Below are 14,380 nucleotides of genomic sequence, written 5' to 3' on the forward strand. Positions count from 1 at the left end.
ACAGGCTCGATTGGAGAGCGAAAATCAGACATAGGCGAAGGCTGCGGCCACCAGGCCCAGCGCTCCGAGCGCCAGGGAGCACAGCCAGGGCCAGCGCCTGCCGCGGGTGATGATCGAGAGCGTCGCCACCGCGATGGCGACATGCAGCAGCGTTACCGCCAGGGTGAGGACATGGTGGCGATGGGCCCGGACCTCGCTGTCGCGCAACTTGGCGTCGACATGGCCTTCGATCTCGACGGCCTGGGTCTGAATCGCCTTGGCGTCGTCGTCGTTGTGCTTGGCCTTGGCAAGAAAGTCGTCCTTGTTCGGCCCCCCACCCGCGGCCGCGATCTCATAGGCGTTCTTCTTGATGCTCTTGGCCTGATAGAAGGCCCACTGATCGCTGGCCCTGTTCTGCAGATAGGCTGCCTCGCTCTTGTCGTTGATGGCCTCGGCGGTCTCCAGCGACTCGAAACTGCCGATGGTGGCGGCCAGTACGGCGAGGACGGCAATCGTGACCGATACCATGATCAGGAAGGGATTGCCGTCATGGGCCGCATGTTCGGCATCTTCGGCGTGCTCGAGATGTTCCTGCGTCGTGTCTTCCATCGCTCCATCCATCGACATTCAACAGTCGCTGGAGCGCCTCGTCGCAAGGAGCGTGCCATCAGGTCGATCGGCTGAAGAGCCCGGCCTTTGGTCACCGCCGGTTCTCAGCCGCGACAGGAGCGCCTGCACGCCATGGAGGAAACTACAAAATGCGTAAGAGGCCGCCGGGCCGGGATCGGCCTCGCCAACGGAAAAGGGCATGCGACACTTCAAGGTCGCATGCCCTTTCTACGGCGCCGGCTCCGGCGCATTGCTCTCGGATCGAGGCTAGGCTCGCTTCAGCAATCGCAGTGCAAGAAGCAGGATGACGGCCCCGACGACCGCGAAGACGATTTCATTCACGATCGCACTCCCGATATGAATGGGAATGTGGGGCTGCAAGAAGCCACCGATGAACGAGCCGACCACGCCGACGATGAGATCGCCAATGAGGCCCAAACCGCCCCCGCTGACGAGCATTCCGGCAAGCCAGCCGGCGATGACTCCTACGATCAGGAACGTGAGCAGATGCATGGCACACCTCCGACGATGAGGTTAAGCCTCAACCAGCCTTGCCTCCGCTCTTCATGCAGGACTGACGGAACTTCTTGCGATCCTTGCCATGGAGCCCCTTGGCATCGGCCTGAGCGGAACAGGCCTGCGATGCCGCCGATTGCGGGGCCTTCGTCTTGGCTTTTGCAGGAGCGGTCGTCGCGGCGGGGGGCGTGGAAGGCGCAGGCGTCGCGGTCTGCGCAAGAGCACCGGTCGCGACAAATCCCGCGACGACGACGGAGGCCAACAGCGTGCTGATCTTCATGATGAGCGTTTCCAGGTTGAGCCCCCAACCCAACCGCAGGTTGCCACCGTTCCCGCACCAACACAATGACGTTGCGATACATCCCAAAGTATAGGGCGGAGCGCCAGGACGCATCGTTTATAGCGAAAACCGGCGTCCGTTTTCGGCGCGATATCTAATGCCAGCGCGGCGGCATGGCCTCGACGGCGATGGCCGGCAGGCCGCGGGCGGCAAGCGCCGCCTTGAGGTCGTCGGTCAGTCCCGCGCCGCCGGTGAACACGGCCAGGCCGTCTTCCACCACCGTGCGCACCGGAATCGGGCCAGCGAGATCGGCAGCGCGACGCGCGATGGCCGGGGCGGGATCGAGCCAGGAAACCGGCCAGGGCGCTACCCGCTTCATCGCTTCCAGCACCAGGGGATAATGCGTACAGGCCAGCACCACCACGTCAGTCCGCTTGCCGTCGCGATCGACGAAACAGGGTGCGATCTCGCGGGCAATCGCAGCATCCTCGACGGGCTGGCCACGCAAGACGGCTTCCGCCAGGCTGGCCAGTCCCACCGCGCCGACGAGTTCCACCTCGATCGTGGCGGCGAAGGAACGGATCAGTTCACGCGTATAGTCGCGTCTGACGGTGCCCGGCGTCGCCAGGATCGCCACCCGCCCCGTCTGCGTCAACGCAGCGGCGGGCTTGATCGCGGGCACGGTGCCGACGAAAGGCACCGCGAAGCGCTGGCGCAGCACGGGCAGGACGACGGTGGAGATCGTGTTGCAGGCAATGACCACCAGGGACGGCTGGTAACGCGGGATCAGCCGCTCCATCACCTCGACGACGCGCTCGACCACGACGCCTTCGGCAAGGCGGCCATAGGGAAAAACGGCGTCGTCGGCGGCATAGACGAAGCGCGCGCCGGAAAGCGTCGCTCGCAATTCTGAAAATACGGTGAGGCCACCAAGGCCAGAATCAAAGACAAGGACAGTTGGAGCGCGGTCAGACATGACCGCAGCTCCATAAACCGTGCCAGCCAGAAGGTCGACCCTGTGGGGCAAACTAGTTTGCCCGAGAAGGCTAGCCTTCATGGGACGCTCTTCGGAATGATCGACGCCATCCGGAATCAATCGCTGCATATTGGTTGCCCGTACGCACTACCCAACCGGGCGCACGCCTATTCAAACCCAGATGAGTGAATGAAGCGTTGCGATCGTGATCTTTTTTTGATCCCAAAGCGGTACGCTCGATAATTTCCTCACAGGACATCAGCCGGCAGCAGTTCCTCACCCCAGCTTGCAAAGGGAAAACGTGCCAGGTTCGAATTGCCGTAGCGCCGGTCGCCCGTCACTTCCTCGCCGACCCAGTCAGGCAATGGAACGGGCTGATCCTCGTGCTCGAGCTCGACTTCGGCCAGCACCAGCCCGTGATTGGGACCGGTGAAGACGTCGACGGCCCAGCGCAATCCAGCATGGTCGACGTCGTGGCGCGTCTTGGTGACCAGAGGCTCGATCGAGAAGCGCCGGATGATCTCGGCGGCGTCGGCCTGTGGGATCTCATACTCGAACTCATGGCAGCTGCGCGTGCCCGGTTCGCTCTTGAGCGTAATGAAGCCCTTATCGCCGTAGATCCGAATGCGTGCCCGCAACAGAGGCGTGCGACAGAAATAGCCCTGCCGGATGACGGCGGAGCCTCGAACCTGCGGGCGCCAATCGTCGTTGCGGACAAGGAATTTGCGTTCGATCTCGACAGCCATGCAACACCCATTCCGATGGAAATGGGCGCAGCCTAGCGAGGGCCTGTGACAGGTGTTCCGCGCTCGCCCCGGTTCAATCGCGCTTGATTCGCGTGCCGTTCCGGCTGCCGACGAGCGAGGCTACCGCACCGCGCAGGGTCTGGACGTCCTGCTCGGTCATTGCCAGCCGGTGCCAGATGTTGCGGAAATTGCGCACCATCACCTCACGCTTTTCCGGCGGATAGAAGAAGGAGACGGCGTCGAGTTCCCCTTCCAGATAGTCGAAGAAGGCCAGCATGTGCTCGCGTGTCGCCGGCGGCGAGATGCGGGTGGGCGCGATCGGCGCCCCGCCGCCCGAGACCAGTTTCCACCATTCATAGCCGACCAGCAGCACCGCCTGGGCGAGATTGATCGACTTGAAGGCCGGGCTGACCGGGAAGGAGATGATGGCATCGGCGAGGGCGACGTCGTCGTTGGAAAGCCCCATGCGCTCGGGCCCGAACAGGATGCCGCTGCGGGCGCCCTCTCCCGCCAGGGCCAGCATTCTGCCGGCCCCTTCGTCGGCGGCGAAGATATCCTTCATCTGGCCGCGCTCGCGCGCCGTGGTGGCGAAGACGTAATTGAGATCGGCGATGGCCTCTTCGGTCGTCTCGAACAGCTTGGCATTGTCCAGCACGGCCGAGGCGCCGGAGGAAGCCTGACGCGCGCCCTTTTTCGGCCAGCCGTCGCGCGGGGAGACCAGGCGCATCTCGCTGAGGCCGAAATTCATCATCGCGCGGGCGCACATGCCGATATTCTCGGCGAGCTGAGGGCGGACCAGGATCACGGCGGGAGGCGTCACGGCAGTGCTCGCATTCGACTGAGACATCACGAAAAAGGCCCGAAAACAGGAAAAGTCCGGGCTGCATAGACCATTCGGCGGATAAAGACAGCTTCTTTGCAAGACCCCGAACCGGGACGGTCCTTGTTCCCGCGGATACACGCCGCCGATCGGTGGCCGAGCCAATGTGCCCGAACGCACCGCCGGGCCGGATCTGCGTCGCTAGGATGCCTTCATCAACAAGGGCAAGAAGCCCGGCTTAAAGGACCACGATTATGCGCAAGATCTTTCTGACCCTCGCTTTCGCTGCCACGGCCTTCACCGCCGCCACCGCTTCTTCCTTCGCCGACGATTGCGACAATGGCTATGCGAGCGGCTATAATTATCCCACCTACTCCAATTCCTATCGCGTAACCCAGACCTATAGCCGCACGACCTATTACGATTGCCGGACGGTGAGCTATCGCGTCTGGGACGATTATGCGCAGAGCTACATCTATCGCACCCGCGAAGTGTGCAACTGACCGCAGCCTCCCGGTCCCCTCAATCCCAGACGATCTGCCTACACTCCCGTGAGCGCTGCTCCGGGAGTGTTTTGTCGTGCCGATCCTGCCCTCTCGGCAACCGTGGCATTGCCCCAGGGCTGCGGCATAAATCAGTTGCCGAAGCCGGAAGCAGGTGGCAGTTTCAGGAGGTCATCGAGCGCCAAGTCGTCGAGATCGTCGCATCGAGGTCACCCGTTGCCGGAAAGACACGCCCCCTGACCATCCCCGTCCTGCAATTCGCGGAGCACTCTGCGCCGGCCCATGTGTCGGCGTGAGTGCCTTTTGTTGCCCTGATTCCGACCGACCAAGGAAGCCAGCGTATGAGCGCCACACCTCCCACCATCATCTACACGCTGACCGATGAAGCCCCGGCTTTGGCAACGGCCGCCTTCCTGCCCATCGTCCGCACCTTCGCGGCGCCCGCCGGCATCGACGTCACCACCAGCGACATCTCGGTTGCCGGTCGCATCCTCGGCGAATTTCCGGAATTCCTGACCGATGCGCAGCGCGTTCCCGACAATCTCGCGGAGCTCGGCCGGCTGACGCTGCTGCCCGACACCAACATCATCAAGCTACCCAATATCAGTGCCTCGGTGGCGCAGTTGACGGCCGCGATCCGGGAATTGCAGGCCAAGGGCTACAACATCCCGGACTATCCCGAGAACCCGAAATCGGACGAGGAAAAAGCGATTCGCGCCCGCTACGCAAAATGTATCGGCAGCGCCGTGAACCCGGTGCTGCGCGAGGGCAATTCGGATCGCCGCGCGCCGCTGGCCGTGAAGAACTACGCGCGCAAGAACCCGCACAGCATGGCCGAATGGAGCCAGGCCTCGCGCACGCATGTCTCCCACATGCATGATGGCGACTTCTACCATGGCGAGAAATCGATGACGCTCGACAAGGCGCGCGACGTGAAGATGGAGCTGATCACCACCAGCGGCAAGACCATCGTCCTCAAGCCCAAAGTCTCGCTGCAGGACGGCGAGATCATCGATTCCATGTTCATGAGCAAGAAGGCGCTGCTGGATTTCTACGAGAAGCAGATCGAGGACGCGCACAAGACCGGGGTGATGTTCTCGCTCCATGTGAAGGCCACGATGATGAAGGTATCGCACCCCATCGTGTTCGGCCATTGCGTGAAGATCTTCTACCGCGATGCCTTCGCCAAGCATGGCAAGCTGTTCGACGAGCTCGGCGTCAACGTCAACAACGGCATGGTCGACCTCTACAACAAGATCGCAACCCTGCCGCAAAGCCTGCAGGACGAGATCAAGCGCGACCTGCATGCCTGCCACGAGCACCGGCCGGAACTGGCGATGGTCGACTCGGCCAAGGGAATCACCAATTTCCACTCGCCCAACGACATCATCGTGGACGCCTCCATGCCCGCCATGATCCGCAATGGCGGCAAGATGTGGGGTGCCGACGGCCGGCTGAAGGACGTCAAGGCCGTGATGCCGGAAAGCACTTTCGCCCGCATCTATCAGGAGATGATCAATTTCTGCAAATGGCATGGTGCCTTCGATCCACGCACCATGGGCACCGTGCCGAATGTCGGGCTGATGGCGCAGCAGGCCGAGGAATATGGCTCGCACGACAAGACCTTCGAGGTCCCCGAGGACGGCGTGGCCAACATCACCGATCTCGCGACCGGCGAGGTGCTGCTGAGCGAAACAGTCGAGCAGGGGGACATCTGGCGCATGTGCCAGGTCAAGGACGCCGCCGTTCGCGACTGGGTCAAGCTCGCGGTCACGCGCGCCCGCAATTCCGGCATGCCCGCTCTGTTCTGGCTGGACCCCTATCGCCCGCACGAGGCGCAGCTGATCGCCAAGGTGAAGGCCTATCTCGCCGAGCACGACACCACCGGCCTCGACATCCAGATCATGAGCCAGGTGCGCGCCATGCGCTACACGCTGGAGCGCGTGATCCGCGGCCTGGATACGATTTCCGTCACCGGGAACATCCTGCGCGATTATCTCACCGATCTCTTCCCCATCATGGAACTCGGCACCTCGGCCAAGATGCTGTCCATCGTGCCCCTGATGGCCGGCGGCGGCATGTATGAAACGGGCGCCGGCGGCTCGGCACCCAAACACGTGCAGCAATTGGTGGAGGAAAATCATCTGCGCTGGGATTCGCTGGGCGAGTTCCTGGCGCTGGCGGTCTCGCTCGAGGATCTCGGCATCAAGACGGGCAATACCAAGGCCAAGCTGCTCGCCAAGACGTTGGACTCCGCCACCGGCAAGCTCCTGGACAACAGGAAGTCCCCCTCGCCCCGCACCGGCGAATTGGACAATCGCGGCAGCCAATTCTATCTGGCCCTGTACTGGGCCCAGGAACTTGCCGCCCAGACGGAGGACCCGGCCCTGCAGGCGCAGTTCAAGCCGCTGGCCGAGGCGCTGGCGCGCGACGAGGCCAAGATCCTGGCCGAGCTCGCAGCCGTGCAAGGCAAGCCCGCGGATATCGGCGGCTATTATCTGCCCGACCGGCAGAAATGCGAGGCGGTGATGCGGCCGAGCGCCACCCTCAACGCCGTTCTGGCGCAAGCGGGAGCAGCGTAGAGCCGAGTTTAGCCCAACCGACAGTTGCGCTTGCATGAAGGAAGGCGGGACATGCGGAGTGTCGGCCGGAGGCTGACACTCCCACTCCCACTCCCGCTCAATACAAATGTGGTGCTGGCAGTGTGCCCATGCCGGTACGGCCCCCACCGGGGCGGCATTGCGCTGTCATAGGCACTCAAGCCCTGCGCGTTCCTCGCTCGCGGTCCCGGCCGGCCGGTATTGCCCTGGCCAAATCCGGTTGCATGGCTATGCTCCCGCCACCACTTCCAGCAGGACAAGTCCCATGAGCGATGAACTCGTCTTCTATACCAATCCGATGTCGCGCGGCCGCATTGCCCGCTGGATGCTCGAGGAAACCGGCCAGCCCTATCGCACCGAGATCCTCGACTTCGGCACCAGCATGAAATCGACCGACTATCTCGCCCTCAATCCGATGGGCAAGGTACCCGCGATTGCACATCGCGGCGTGGTCGTCACCGAGGGCGGCGCCGTCTGCGCCTATCTCGCCGATGCCTTTCCGCAGGCCGAACTGGCGCCCCCACCAGGCTCGCCGCAGCGCGGCCTCTATTATCGCTGGATGTTCTTCGCGGCCGGCCCGGTCGAGGCGGCAGTGACCAACAAGGCGTTGAACATCGAGATCCCCGACGAGCGCAAGCGCATGGTCGGCTATGGCTGCTATGCCGACGTGATCGACGCGCTCGACTATGCCGTCTCCCAGAACGAGTTCATCGCCGGCGATCGCTTCTCGGCGGCGGACGTCTATTTCGGCTCGCAGGTCGGCTGGGGCCTGATGTTCAAGACGATCGAACCGCGCCCGGCCCTCGCCGCCTATTGGCAGCGAATCGCCGGCCGTCCCGCCGCCATCCGGGCCCGCGAGATCGACGACAAGCTGGTCGCCGAGGCCAAGCAGGCACAGTCCTCCCAATAATCGCCCGTTTTCTGCCCGGCAAAAACAACAGGCGCCATCGCCGGCCGAACTTCCCCCAGCCGGATCGCGGTGCTATAGCCCCGCCGATATTTCCCAATCAATGAGGCTTGTACGATGGCGAAGATCAAGGTGGCCAATCCGGTCGTCGATATGGACGGCGACGAGATGACCCGGATCATCTGGCAGCAGATCAAGAACAAGCTGATCTTCCCCTATCTCGACCTCCAGCTCGACTATTACGACCTCAGTATCGAGAACCGGGACAAGACGCGCGACAGGGTCACCGTCGAGGCGGCCGAGGCCACCAAGCGCCATGGCGTCGCGGTGAAATGCGCCACCATCACGCCGGACGAGGCCCGCGTGAAGGAGTTCAATCTCCAGGAGATGTGGAAGTCGCCCAACGGCACCATCCGCAACATCCTCGGCGGCGTGATCTTCCGCGAGCCCATCATCTGCCGCAACGTGCCGCGCCTGGTACCGGGCTGGACTCAGCCCATCGTCGTCGGCCGCCATGCCTTCGGCGACCAGTATCGCGCCACCGACTTCCGTTTCCCCGGCAAGGGTACGCTGACCATCAAATTCGTCGGCGAGGACGGCTCGGTGATCGAGAAGGAAGTCTTCAAGTCGCCGGGTGACGGCGTGGCGCTCGCCATGTACAACCTCGACGAATCGATCCGCGAGTTTGCGCGCGCCTCGTTCAATTACGGCCTGCAGCGCAATTTCCCGGTCTACCTGTCGACCAAGAACACCATTCTCAAGGTCTATGACGGGCGCTTCAAGGACATCTTCGCCGAAGTATTCGCCAATGAATTCAAGGCCGAGTTCGACAAGCGCAAGCTGACTTATGAGCACCGCCTGATCGACGACATGGTCGCTTCGGCGCTGAAATGGTCGGGCGGCTATGTCTGGGCCTGCAAGAACTATGACGGCGACGTGCAGTCCGACATCGTGGCCCAGGGCTTCGGCTCGCTCGGGCTGATGACCTCCGTGCTGCTCAGCCCCGACGGCAAGACGGTGGAGGCCGAAGCCGCCCACGGCACGGTGACGCGCCATTACCGCGAACACCAGAAGGGCAAGGAGACCTCGACCAACTCCATCGCCTCGATCTTCGCCTGGACGCGAGGCCTTGCCCATCGCGCCAAGCTCGACGACAATGCCGAGCTCGCCAAGTTCGCCGCCACGCTGGAGAAGGTCTGCGTCTCAACCGTCGAGACCGGCTTCATGACCAAGGACCTGGCCCTGCTGGTCGGGCCCGACCAGAGCTGGCTGTCGACCACCGGCTTCCTCGACAAGATCGACGAGAACCTCAAGAAGGCCATGGCCTGACGCTGGAGCGCGGGCTTCTCAGCGACAGGCTTGCGTGTCGCGATGCCCGCTCTTCCCCTACTTCATCCGCCGTCCCCCTGTTCCCAGATGCGGACAAGATGTCCGCGCTCCGAAAAGGTTCGCTCCATGTCCGTCATCGACGCCCGCCTTGCCGAACTCGGCATCACCCTGCCCACCCCGGCCGCTCCTGTCGCCAACTATGTCGGCACGGTGCGCACCGGCAATCACCTCGTGATCTCCGGCCAGCTCTGCTTCAACAATGAGGGCAAGCTGGCCGCCACCGGCAAGCTCGGTACCGGCACGGTCACCGTCGAGGACGCCCGTGTCGCCGCCCGTTACTGCGCCATCAACATCCTGGCGCAGATCAAGGCTGCCGTCGGCTCGCTCGACAATGTGGTGCGCGTGGTCCGCCTCGGCGGCTTCATTGCCGCAGCGCCGGAATTCACCACCCATCCGATGGTGATGAACGGCGCCTCCGACCTGATGGTCGAGGTTTTCGGCGACAAGGGACGCCATGCCCGTTCCACCGTGGGCGTGCCCTCCCTTCCCCTCGATGCCACCGTCGAGGTCGAGGCGCTGATCGAAGTGGCCTGAGGTCGTGCATGGGGGGCGCGGCAACGGAACTCGGGCTGCGCCTCTTGCATTCGACGCGAATAGGCCCAGATTCCCCGGACAGGTATCCGTTGAGGGAATGCAAGCTTGAGCGACCAGGGCTTTACGATCAAGGCAGCTTCCTCGATCGAGGCCATCGGCCGCCAAGCCTGGGATCGCTGCGCCAATCCGCTCGTCTCCGCGCCCCAGGATTGCCTTTCCGGGCGCCGCCCGGGCGCCGAGGATGAAGCAGCCGCTCCCGATCCCTCGGCCGAGCACTTCAATCCCTTCATTTCCTACGATTTCCTGCATGCTCTCGAGGCGAGCGGCTGTGTCGGGGGACGTTCCGGCTGGACGCCCCTCCATCTGTTCGTCACCCATGACGACGGCCGGGTCGCCGGCGTCATGCCCGCCTATGGCAAGAGCCACAGCCAGGGCGAATATGTGTTCGATTGGGGCTGGGCCGATGCCTATGAGCGGGCTGGCGGGCAATATTACCCCAAGCTCCAGGTGAGCATCCCCTTCACGCCGGCGACGGGCCGGCGTTTCCTGGTCGCGCCGGGCGAGGATCCGGCCCTCGTTTCATCCGCACTGGTGAGGGGTGCCAAGGCTGCCCTGTCATCCATCGGCGGCTCCTCGATCCACGCCACCTTCATCGGCCATGACGACTGGCAGTGGCTCGGTGGCCAGGGCTTCCTGCAGCGCACCGACCAGCAGTTTCACTGGCTCAACGAAGGCTATGGCGATTTCGAGGCCTTTCTGGCTTCCCTCGCCTCCCGCAAGCGCAAGACCATCAAGCGCGAGCGCCGCGATGCGCTCGCGAACGGCATCACCATCGAGAGGCTGACCGGGGCCGATATCACGAAGGAGGCCTGGGACGCCTTCTACGCCTTCTACATGGATACAGGCTCGCGCAAATGGGGCCGCCCCTACCTCAATCGCAAATTCTACGCCCTCATCGGCGAAACCATGGCCGAGCATGTCCTGCTGGTGATGGCGCGGCGCGAGGGCCGCTACATCGCCGGGGCCATCAATTTCATCGGCTCCGATACGCTTTACGGCCGGAACTGGGGCTGCATCGAGGACCATCCCTTCCTGCATTTCGAGGTGTGCTATCATCAGGCCATAGAGTTTGCCATCGAGCGCCGCCTGCGGCGCGTGGAAGCCGGAGCCCAGGGCGAACACAAGCTGGCGCGCGGCTATCGGCCCGTGACAACCTATTCCGCCCATTATATTGCGGACCCTGGTTTTCGCCGGGCGGTCGACGACTATCTCGCGCATGAGCGCGCCGAGGTCGCGGCCCACCACGAAGCTCTCGACGAGGCAACGCCCTTCAGGAAAGGATAGCGGGTATGACCGCTTATGATCCCGACAACATCTTCGCCAAGCTGCTGCGTGGGGAAATTCCCAACCACACGCTCTACGAGGACGATCGTACCCTCGCCTTCCTCGACATCATGCCGATCGTCGACGGCCATAGCCTGGTGATCCCCAAGAAGCCCGCCCGCAACATCTTCGACGTGGAGCCGGAGGAACTGGCCTACCTCGCCCAGATCGCCCAGAAGGTCTCCCTGGCCGCCTGCAAAGCCTTCGGCGCGGACGGCCATACGCTGCGCCTGCATTCGGAAGTCTCGGGCGGGCAGGAAGTGCCGCATATCCATTTCCACATCCTCCCGATGAAGACGGGCGTTCCCGTCCGCCCCCGCGCCATGGCAGATCACGCCATCCTGGCCCAGCACGCCGCCAAGATCCGCGCCCTGCTGTAAAGCTTGGAGCGCGGACTTCTCAGCGACAGGAAACATGTCGCGATATCCGCTTCTTCTTTGCGGTCTGCCTCATGCAAGAGCGGACTGGAAGTCCGCTCTCCGACACCGCGACCACTCGACGAAACTTGCCTCGGCAAAATTTCTTGGCGCTTGATTCGCCTTGGCAAGTTTTTCTTCACCATCACGCGCAATAGTGATTCTCACCGAGGTCGCGTTGAGTTGGAGTTCGTCATGTTGGTCGCAAGTGCTGTCGATATCACTGTCGGCTGGCTTTGGCACACTGCCTACCGGGCCCGCCACCACTGGAAACTGAAGCGCGAAGGCGCCCTGGTCGCCGCCGGTTTCGTCGCTTTCGTCGGCGCCATCGACACGGCCCGCTCGATCCATGCGGCGCCGGCTGCGCCTGCCGAGGTCGCGGCGGTGGCAGCCCCGGCCCCCGTCACGACTCCGGTCATTGCCAATCTTGCCCCGGTGCCGGCTGCTCCTGCCCCTGTGCCCGCCGCCGATGCCAATTCGATGCAAGCGGCGGCCAACCCCCTCGCGCCGCAATTCCCGATCATCCAGGATCAGACCGGGTCGATCGACCAGGCGGATCCGATCGAGACCATCCTGCCGATGGATCCGGAAGCCCAGCGCGATGACCCCATCGCACGCAAGATCAACGAGCGTTTCGGCGAAGCCACCGAAGCGCCTGTGGTCAAGAAGCCCAAGCCCCGCCCGGTCAAGACCGCCGAAGCCAAGCCCTCCAAGCCTCCCGTCAAGCCAGCCAAGAAGAAGGCTGAGACCGTGGCCGAATAAGACAGGCTCATCGTCATTCAGAAGCAAGGCGGGTCAATGCCCGCCTTTTTTTGGGGGCGTTTCAGCCAGAGGCAAGTGCATCCATCGCTGAGCACTTACCTTTCTAACTCGTTGTTTTCACGTGACTTCATTATTTCGGATACCTCGATCAAATCGCAAGGCGCCTTTGCTTCGCCGCCGTTAAAATGACGTAAGGGAATGATCGTCGTCCCTGTTGCTCGGGCATGCAATCCTACCGTTTCATCATTGCCAAGAGCGCTCATCAAGCAGCAAACGAGCGGGAAAGCCCTGAAAATCGAGCGAAAACCGTGGCTTCGGCCGGCAAAACCATTGACATTTCCCCGCCTAACCCTATGGTCGCGCCGTCCGGGCCCCACCGATAGGGCCCTGTTTGTCCGTGCGGCGATGCGAGCCGCCCTCCGCCGTCCGATCGGGGCGGCCTCTGTTGGTTCGACATTTCCGCAATGAGCTTCGCTGAACTCGGTCTCTCTTCAAAGGTCCTCGCCGCTGTGGAAGCGGCCGGATACACCAATCCCACGCCCATCCAGGCCCAGGCCATTCCCCACGTGCTGCAGCGCCGCGATGTGCTCGGTATCGCCCAGACGGGCACGGGCAAGACGGCGGCCTTCACGCTGCCCATGCTGACGCTGCTGGAGAAGGGGCGCGCCCGCGCCCGCATGCCGCGCACGCTGATCCTGGAGCCGACCCGCGAGTTGGCAGCGCAGGTCCAGGAGAATTTCGATCGCTATGGCAGCAAGAGCGGCCTGTCGGTCGCCCTCCTGATCGGCGGCGTCTCCTTCGGAGACCAGGACGCCAAGATCACCCGCGGCGTCGACGTGCTGATCGCCACGCCCGGCCGCCTGCTCGATCACGTCGAGCGTGGCAAGCTGCTGCTCACCGGCGTGGAGCTTCTGGTCATCGACGAAGCCGACCGCATGCTCGACATGGGCTTCATTCCCGACATTGAGCGCATCTGCAAGCTGGTGCCCTTCACCCGGCAGACCCTGTTCTTCACCGCGACGATGCCGGCCGAGATCAAGCGCATCACCGACCAGTTTCTGCACAATCCGGTGCAGGTGGAAGTCGCCCGGCCCGCCACCGCGGCCGCCACGATCACCCAGGCGCTGGTGCACACCAAATCGACTCCCGCCGAAAAGCGCGTGACTCTGCGCCGCCTGATCCGCTCGGCGGAGAACCTCCAGAACGCCATCGTCTTCTGCAACCGCAAGTCGGAAGTCGCCATACTGCACCGGTCTCTGGTGCGCCACGGCTTCGGCGCCGTCGCTCTACATGGCGACATGGACCAGCGCGCCCGCATGGCCGCGCTCGACAGCTTCCGCAATGGCGAAATGCCGATTCTGGTGGCTTCAGACGTCGCGGCCCGCGGGCTCGACATTCCCGAAGTCAGCCATGTCTTCAATTTCGACGTACCCGTCCATGCCGACGATTATGTCCATCGTATTGGGCGCACCGGCCGTGCCGGCCGCTCCGGCTGGGCCTTCACGCTCGTTTCCTCGGCCGATGGCAAGCATGTCTCCGCCATCGAGACATTGACCGGCGCCAAGATCCCGTTCACGGGCGATCCGCCGCCGATCGAGGGCGACGACGAGGAAGAAATCCATGCCAAGCCGCGGCGTGGGCGCCGCGAGCGCGGCGGCAAGGCCGAGGAGCAGCGCCAGCACGGCAAGGTCCGCGAGGCGAAGCCCCCACGCGAGCGCGACGAGGCTCCCAAGGCTCCGCGCCACGAACCGCAGCCAACCTCCGAGCAGCGCCGTCCGCAATCCTCCAGGCCGCATCGTCGCGACGAGGACGATGGTCCGGTGGTGATCGGCATGGGCGACCACGTGCCGTCCTTCCTGCTCACGCCGATCCGGCGCAAGAGCAACGGCTAAGCCGGGAACTCCCTAGCAAAACGAACGAAGCGAGCTTGCCTCCTCCCCTTGCGGGAGAAGGAAATCGC

The 14,380-nt window shown here is 63.5% G+C and carries 15 protein-coding genes; 9 read left to right on the forward strand and 6 right to left on the reverse strand.

Going from position 1 to position 14,380, the window contains the following annotated elements; all coding sequences use genetic code 11:
* Positions 1–24 precede the first annotated feature (24 nt).
* The 6 genes from ACTJKX_RS17805 to ACTJKX_RS17830 form a co-directional block, all read right to left on the reverse strand.
* Positions 25–588 carry a DUF4337 family protein gene (locus tag ACTJKX_RS17805; RefSeq protein WP_440726036.1) on the reverse strand — a complete coding sequence of 188 codons (564 nt, stop codon included), beginning with the start codon at positions 586–588 and terminating at the stop codon, positions 25–27.
* 267 nt (positions 589–855) lie between these two features.
* Positions 856–1,101: a GlsB/YeaQ/YmgE family stress response membrane protein gene (locus ACTJKX_RS17810; RefSeq protein ID WP_440726037.1), complete on the reverse strand. Its 246-nt coding sequence runs from the start codon at positions 1,099–1,101 to the stop codon at positions 856–858.
* 28 nt (positions 1,102–1,129) lie between these two features.
* Complete coding sequence (locus ACTJKX_RS17815; RefSeq protein ID WP_068294909.1) at positions 1,130–1,384, reverse strand: PsiF family protein; 255 nt, start codon at positions 1,382–1,384, stop codon at positions 1,130–1,132.
* Between the two features lie 154 nt (positions 1,385–1,538).
* Positions 1,539–2,360, reverse strand: coding sequence for a glutamate racemase (murI, locus tag ACTJKX_RS17820; RefSeq protein ID WP_440726038.1), 822 nt, complete (start codon positions 2,358–2,360; stop codon positions 1,539–1,541).
* Positions 2,361–2,608: 248 nt separating this feature from the next.
* Positions 2,609–3,106, reverse strand: a complete 498-nt coding sequence (locus ACTJKX_RS17825) for a CYTH domain-containing protein (protein ID WP_440726039.1) — start codon at positions 3,104–3,106, stop codon at positions 2,609–2,611.
* A 73-nt stretch (positions 3,107–3,179) separates the two neighbouring features.
* On the reverse strand, positions 3,180–3,926 hold the full coding sequence (locus tag ACTJKX_RS17830) for an RNA methyltransferase (protein WP_440726040.1): 747 nt from the start codon (positions 3,924–3,926) through the stop codon (positions 3,180–3,182).
* A gap of 254 nt (positions 3,927–4,180) precedes the next feature.
* Here ACTJKX_RS17830 and ACTJKX_RS17835 point away from each other — a divergent pair, with 254 nt between their 5' ends.
* The 9 genes from ACTJKX_RS17835 to ACTJKX_RS17875 all read left to right on the forward strand — a co-directional run bounded on the left by ACTJKX_RS17835 (position 4,181) and on the right by ACTJKX_RS17875 (position 14,312).
* A complete protein-coding gene (locus ACTJKX_RS17835; RefSeq protein WP_068294903.1) occupies positions 4,181–4,429 on the forward strand; it encodes a hypothetical protein in 249 nt (82 codons plus the stop codon).
* 341 nt (positions 4,430–4,770) lie between these two features.
* Positions 4,771–7,011: an NADP-dependent isocitrate dehydrogenase gene (locus ACTJKX_RS17840; protein ID WP_440726041.1), complete on the forward strand. Its 2,241-nt coding sequence runs from the start codon at positions 4,771–4,773 to the stop codon at positions 7,009–7,011.
* A gap of 283 nt (positions 7,012–7,294) precedes the next feature.
* Entirely contained in the window at positions 7,295–7,939 is a 645-nt protein-coding gene (locus ACTJKX_RS17845) for a glutathione S-transferase family protein (protein WP_311938727.1), read from the forward strand.
* Positions 7,940–8,053: 114 nt separating this feature from the next.
* A complete protein-coding gene (locus ACTJKX_RS17850) occupies positions 8,054–9,265 on the forward strand; it encodes an NADP-dependent isocitrate dehydrogenase (protein WP_440726042.1) in 1,212 nt (403 codons plus the stop codon).
* 126 nt (positions 9,266–9,391) lie between these two features.
* Positions 9,392–9,859, forward strand: coding sequence for a RidA family protein (locus ACTJKX_RS17855; RefSeq protein ID WP_311938723.1), 468 nt, complete (start codon positions 9,392–9,394; stop codon positions 9,857–9,859).
* 105 nt (positions 9,860–9,964) lie between these two features.
* Positions 9,965–11,203, forward strand: a complete 1,239-nt coding sequence (locus tag ACTJKX_RS17860; RefSeq protein WP_394309589.1) for a GNAT family N-acetyltransferase — start codon at positions 9,965–9,967, stop codon at positions 11,201–11,203.
* A 5-nt stretch (positions 11,204–11,208) separates the two neighbouring features.
* A complete protein-coding gene (locus tag ACTJKX_RS17865) occupies positions 11,209–11,622 on the forward strand; it encodes an HIT family protein (RefSeq protein ID WP_068294889.1) in 414 nt (137 codons plus the stop codon).
* Positions 11,623–11,853: 231 nt separating this feature from the next.
* Complete coding sequence (locus ACTJKX_RS17870; protein ID WP_394309591.1) at positions 11,854–12,420, forward strand: hypothetical protein; 567 nt, start codon at positions 11,854–11,856, stop codon at positions 12,418–12,420.
* Positions 12,421–12,884: 464 nt separating this feature from the next.
* On the forward strand, positions 12,885–14,312 hold the full coding sequence (locus tag ACTJKX_RS17875) for a DEAD/DEAH box helicase (protein ID WP_394309593.1): 1,428 nt from the start codon (positions 12,885–12,887) through the stop codon (positions 14,310–14,312).
* Positions 14,313–14,380: the final 68 nt, after the last annotated feature.

Origin of the sequence: Labrys sp. 22185 (assembly GCF_052045555.1) — a bacterium.
GTDB classification, from domain to species: Bacteria; Pseudomonadota; Alphaproteobacteria; order Rhizobiales; family Labraceae; genus Labrys; species Labrys neptuniae.

Excerpts from the sequence above, each read along its gene's own strand:
- ACTJKX_RS17805 (WP_440726036.1), bottom strand. The coding sequence starts at position 588 with ATGGAAGACACGACGCAGGAACATCTCGAGCACGCCGAAGATGCCGAA.
- ACTJKX_RS17810 (WP_440726037.1), bottom strand. The coding sequence starts at position 1,101 with ATGCATCTGCTCACGTTCCTGATCGTAGGAGTCATCGCCGGCTGGCTT.
- ACTJKX_RS17815 (WP_068294909.1), bottom strand. The coding sequence starts at position 1,384 with ATGAAGATCAGCACGCTGTTGGCCTCCGTCGTCGTCGCGGGATTTGTC.
- murI (WP_440726038.1), bottom strand. The coding sequence starts at position 2,360 with ATGTCTGACCGCGCTCCAACTGTCCTTGTCTTTGATTCTGGCCTTGGT.
- ACTJKX_RS17825 (WP_440726039.1), bottom strand. The coding sequence starts at position 3,106 with ATGGCTGTCGAGATCGAACGCAAATTCCTTGTCCGCAACGACGATTGG.
- ACTJKX_RS17835 (WP_068294903.1), top strand. The coding sequence starts at position 4,181 with ATGCGCAAGATCTTTCTGACCCTCGCTTTCGCTGCCACGGCCTTCACC.
- ACTJKX_RS17840 (WP_440726041.1), top strand. The coding sequence starts at position 4,771 with ATGAGCGCCACACCTCCCACCATCATCTACACGCTGACCGATGAAGCC.
- ACTJKX_RS17845 (WP_311938727.1), top strand. The coding sequence starts at position 7,295 with ATGAGCGATGAACTCGTCTTCTATACCAATCCGATGTCGCGCGGCCGC.
- ACTJKX_RS17850 (WP_440726042.1), top strand. The coding sequence starts at position 8,054 with ATGGCGAAGATCAAGGTGGCCAATCCGGTCGTCGATATGGACGGCGAC.
- ACTJKX_RS17855 (WP_311938723.1), top strand. The coding sequence starts at position 9,392 with ATGTCCGTCATCGACGCCCGCCTTGCCGAACTCGGCATCACCCTGCCC.
- ACTJKX_RS17865 (WP_068294889.1), top strand. The coding sequence starts at position 11,209 with ATGACCGCTTATGATCCCGACAACATCTTCGCCAAGCTGCTGCGTGGG.
- ACTJKX_RS17870 (WP_394309591.1), top strand. The coding sequence starts at position 11,854 with ATGTTGGTCGCAAGTGCTGTCGATATCACTGTCGGCTGGCTTTGGCAC.
- ACTJKX_RS17875 (WP_394309593.1), top strand. The coding sequence starts at position 12,885 with ATGAGCTTCGCTGAACTCGGTCTCTCTTCAAAGGTCCTCGCCGCTGTG.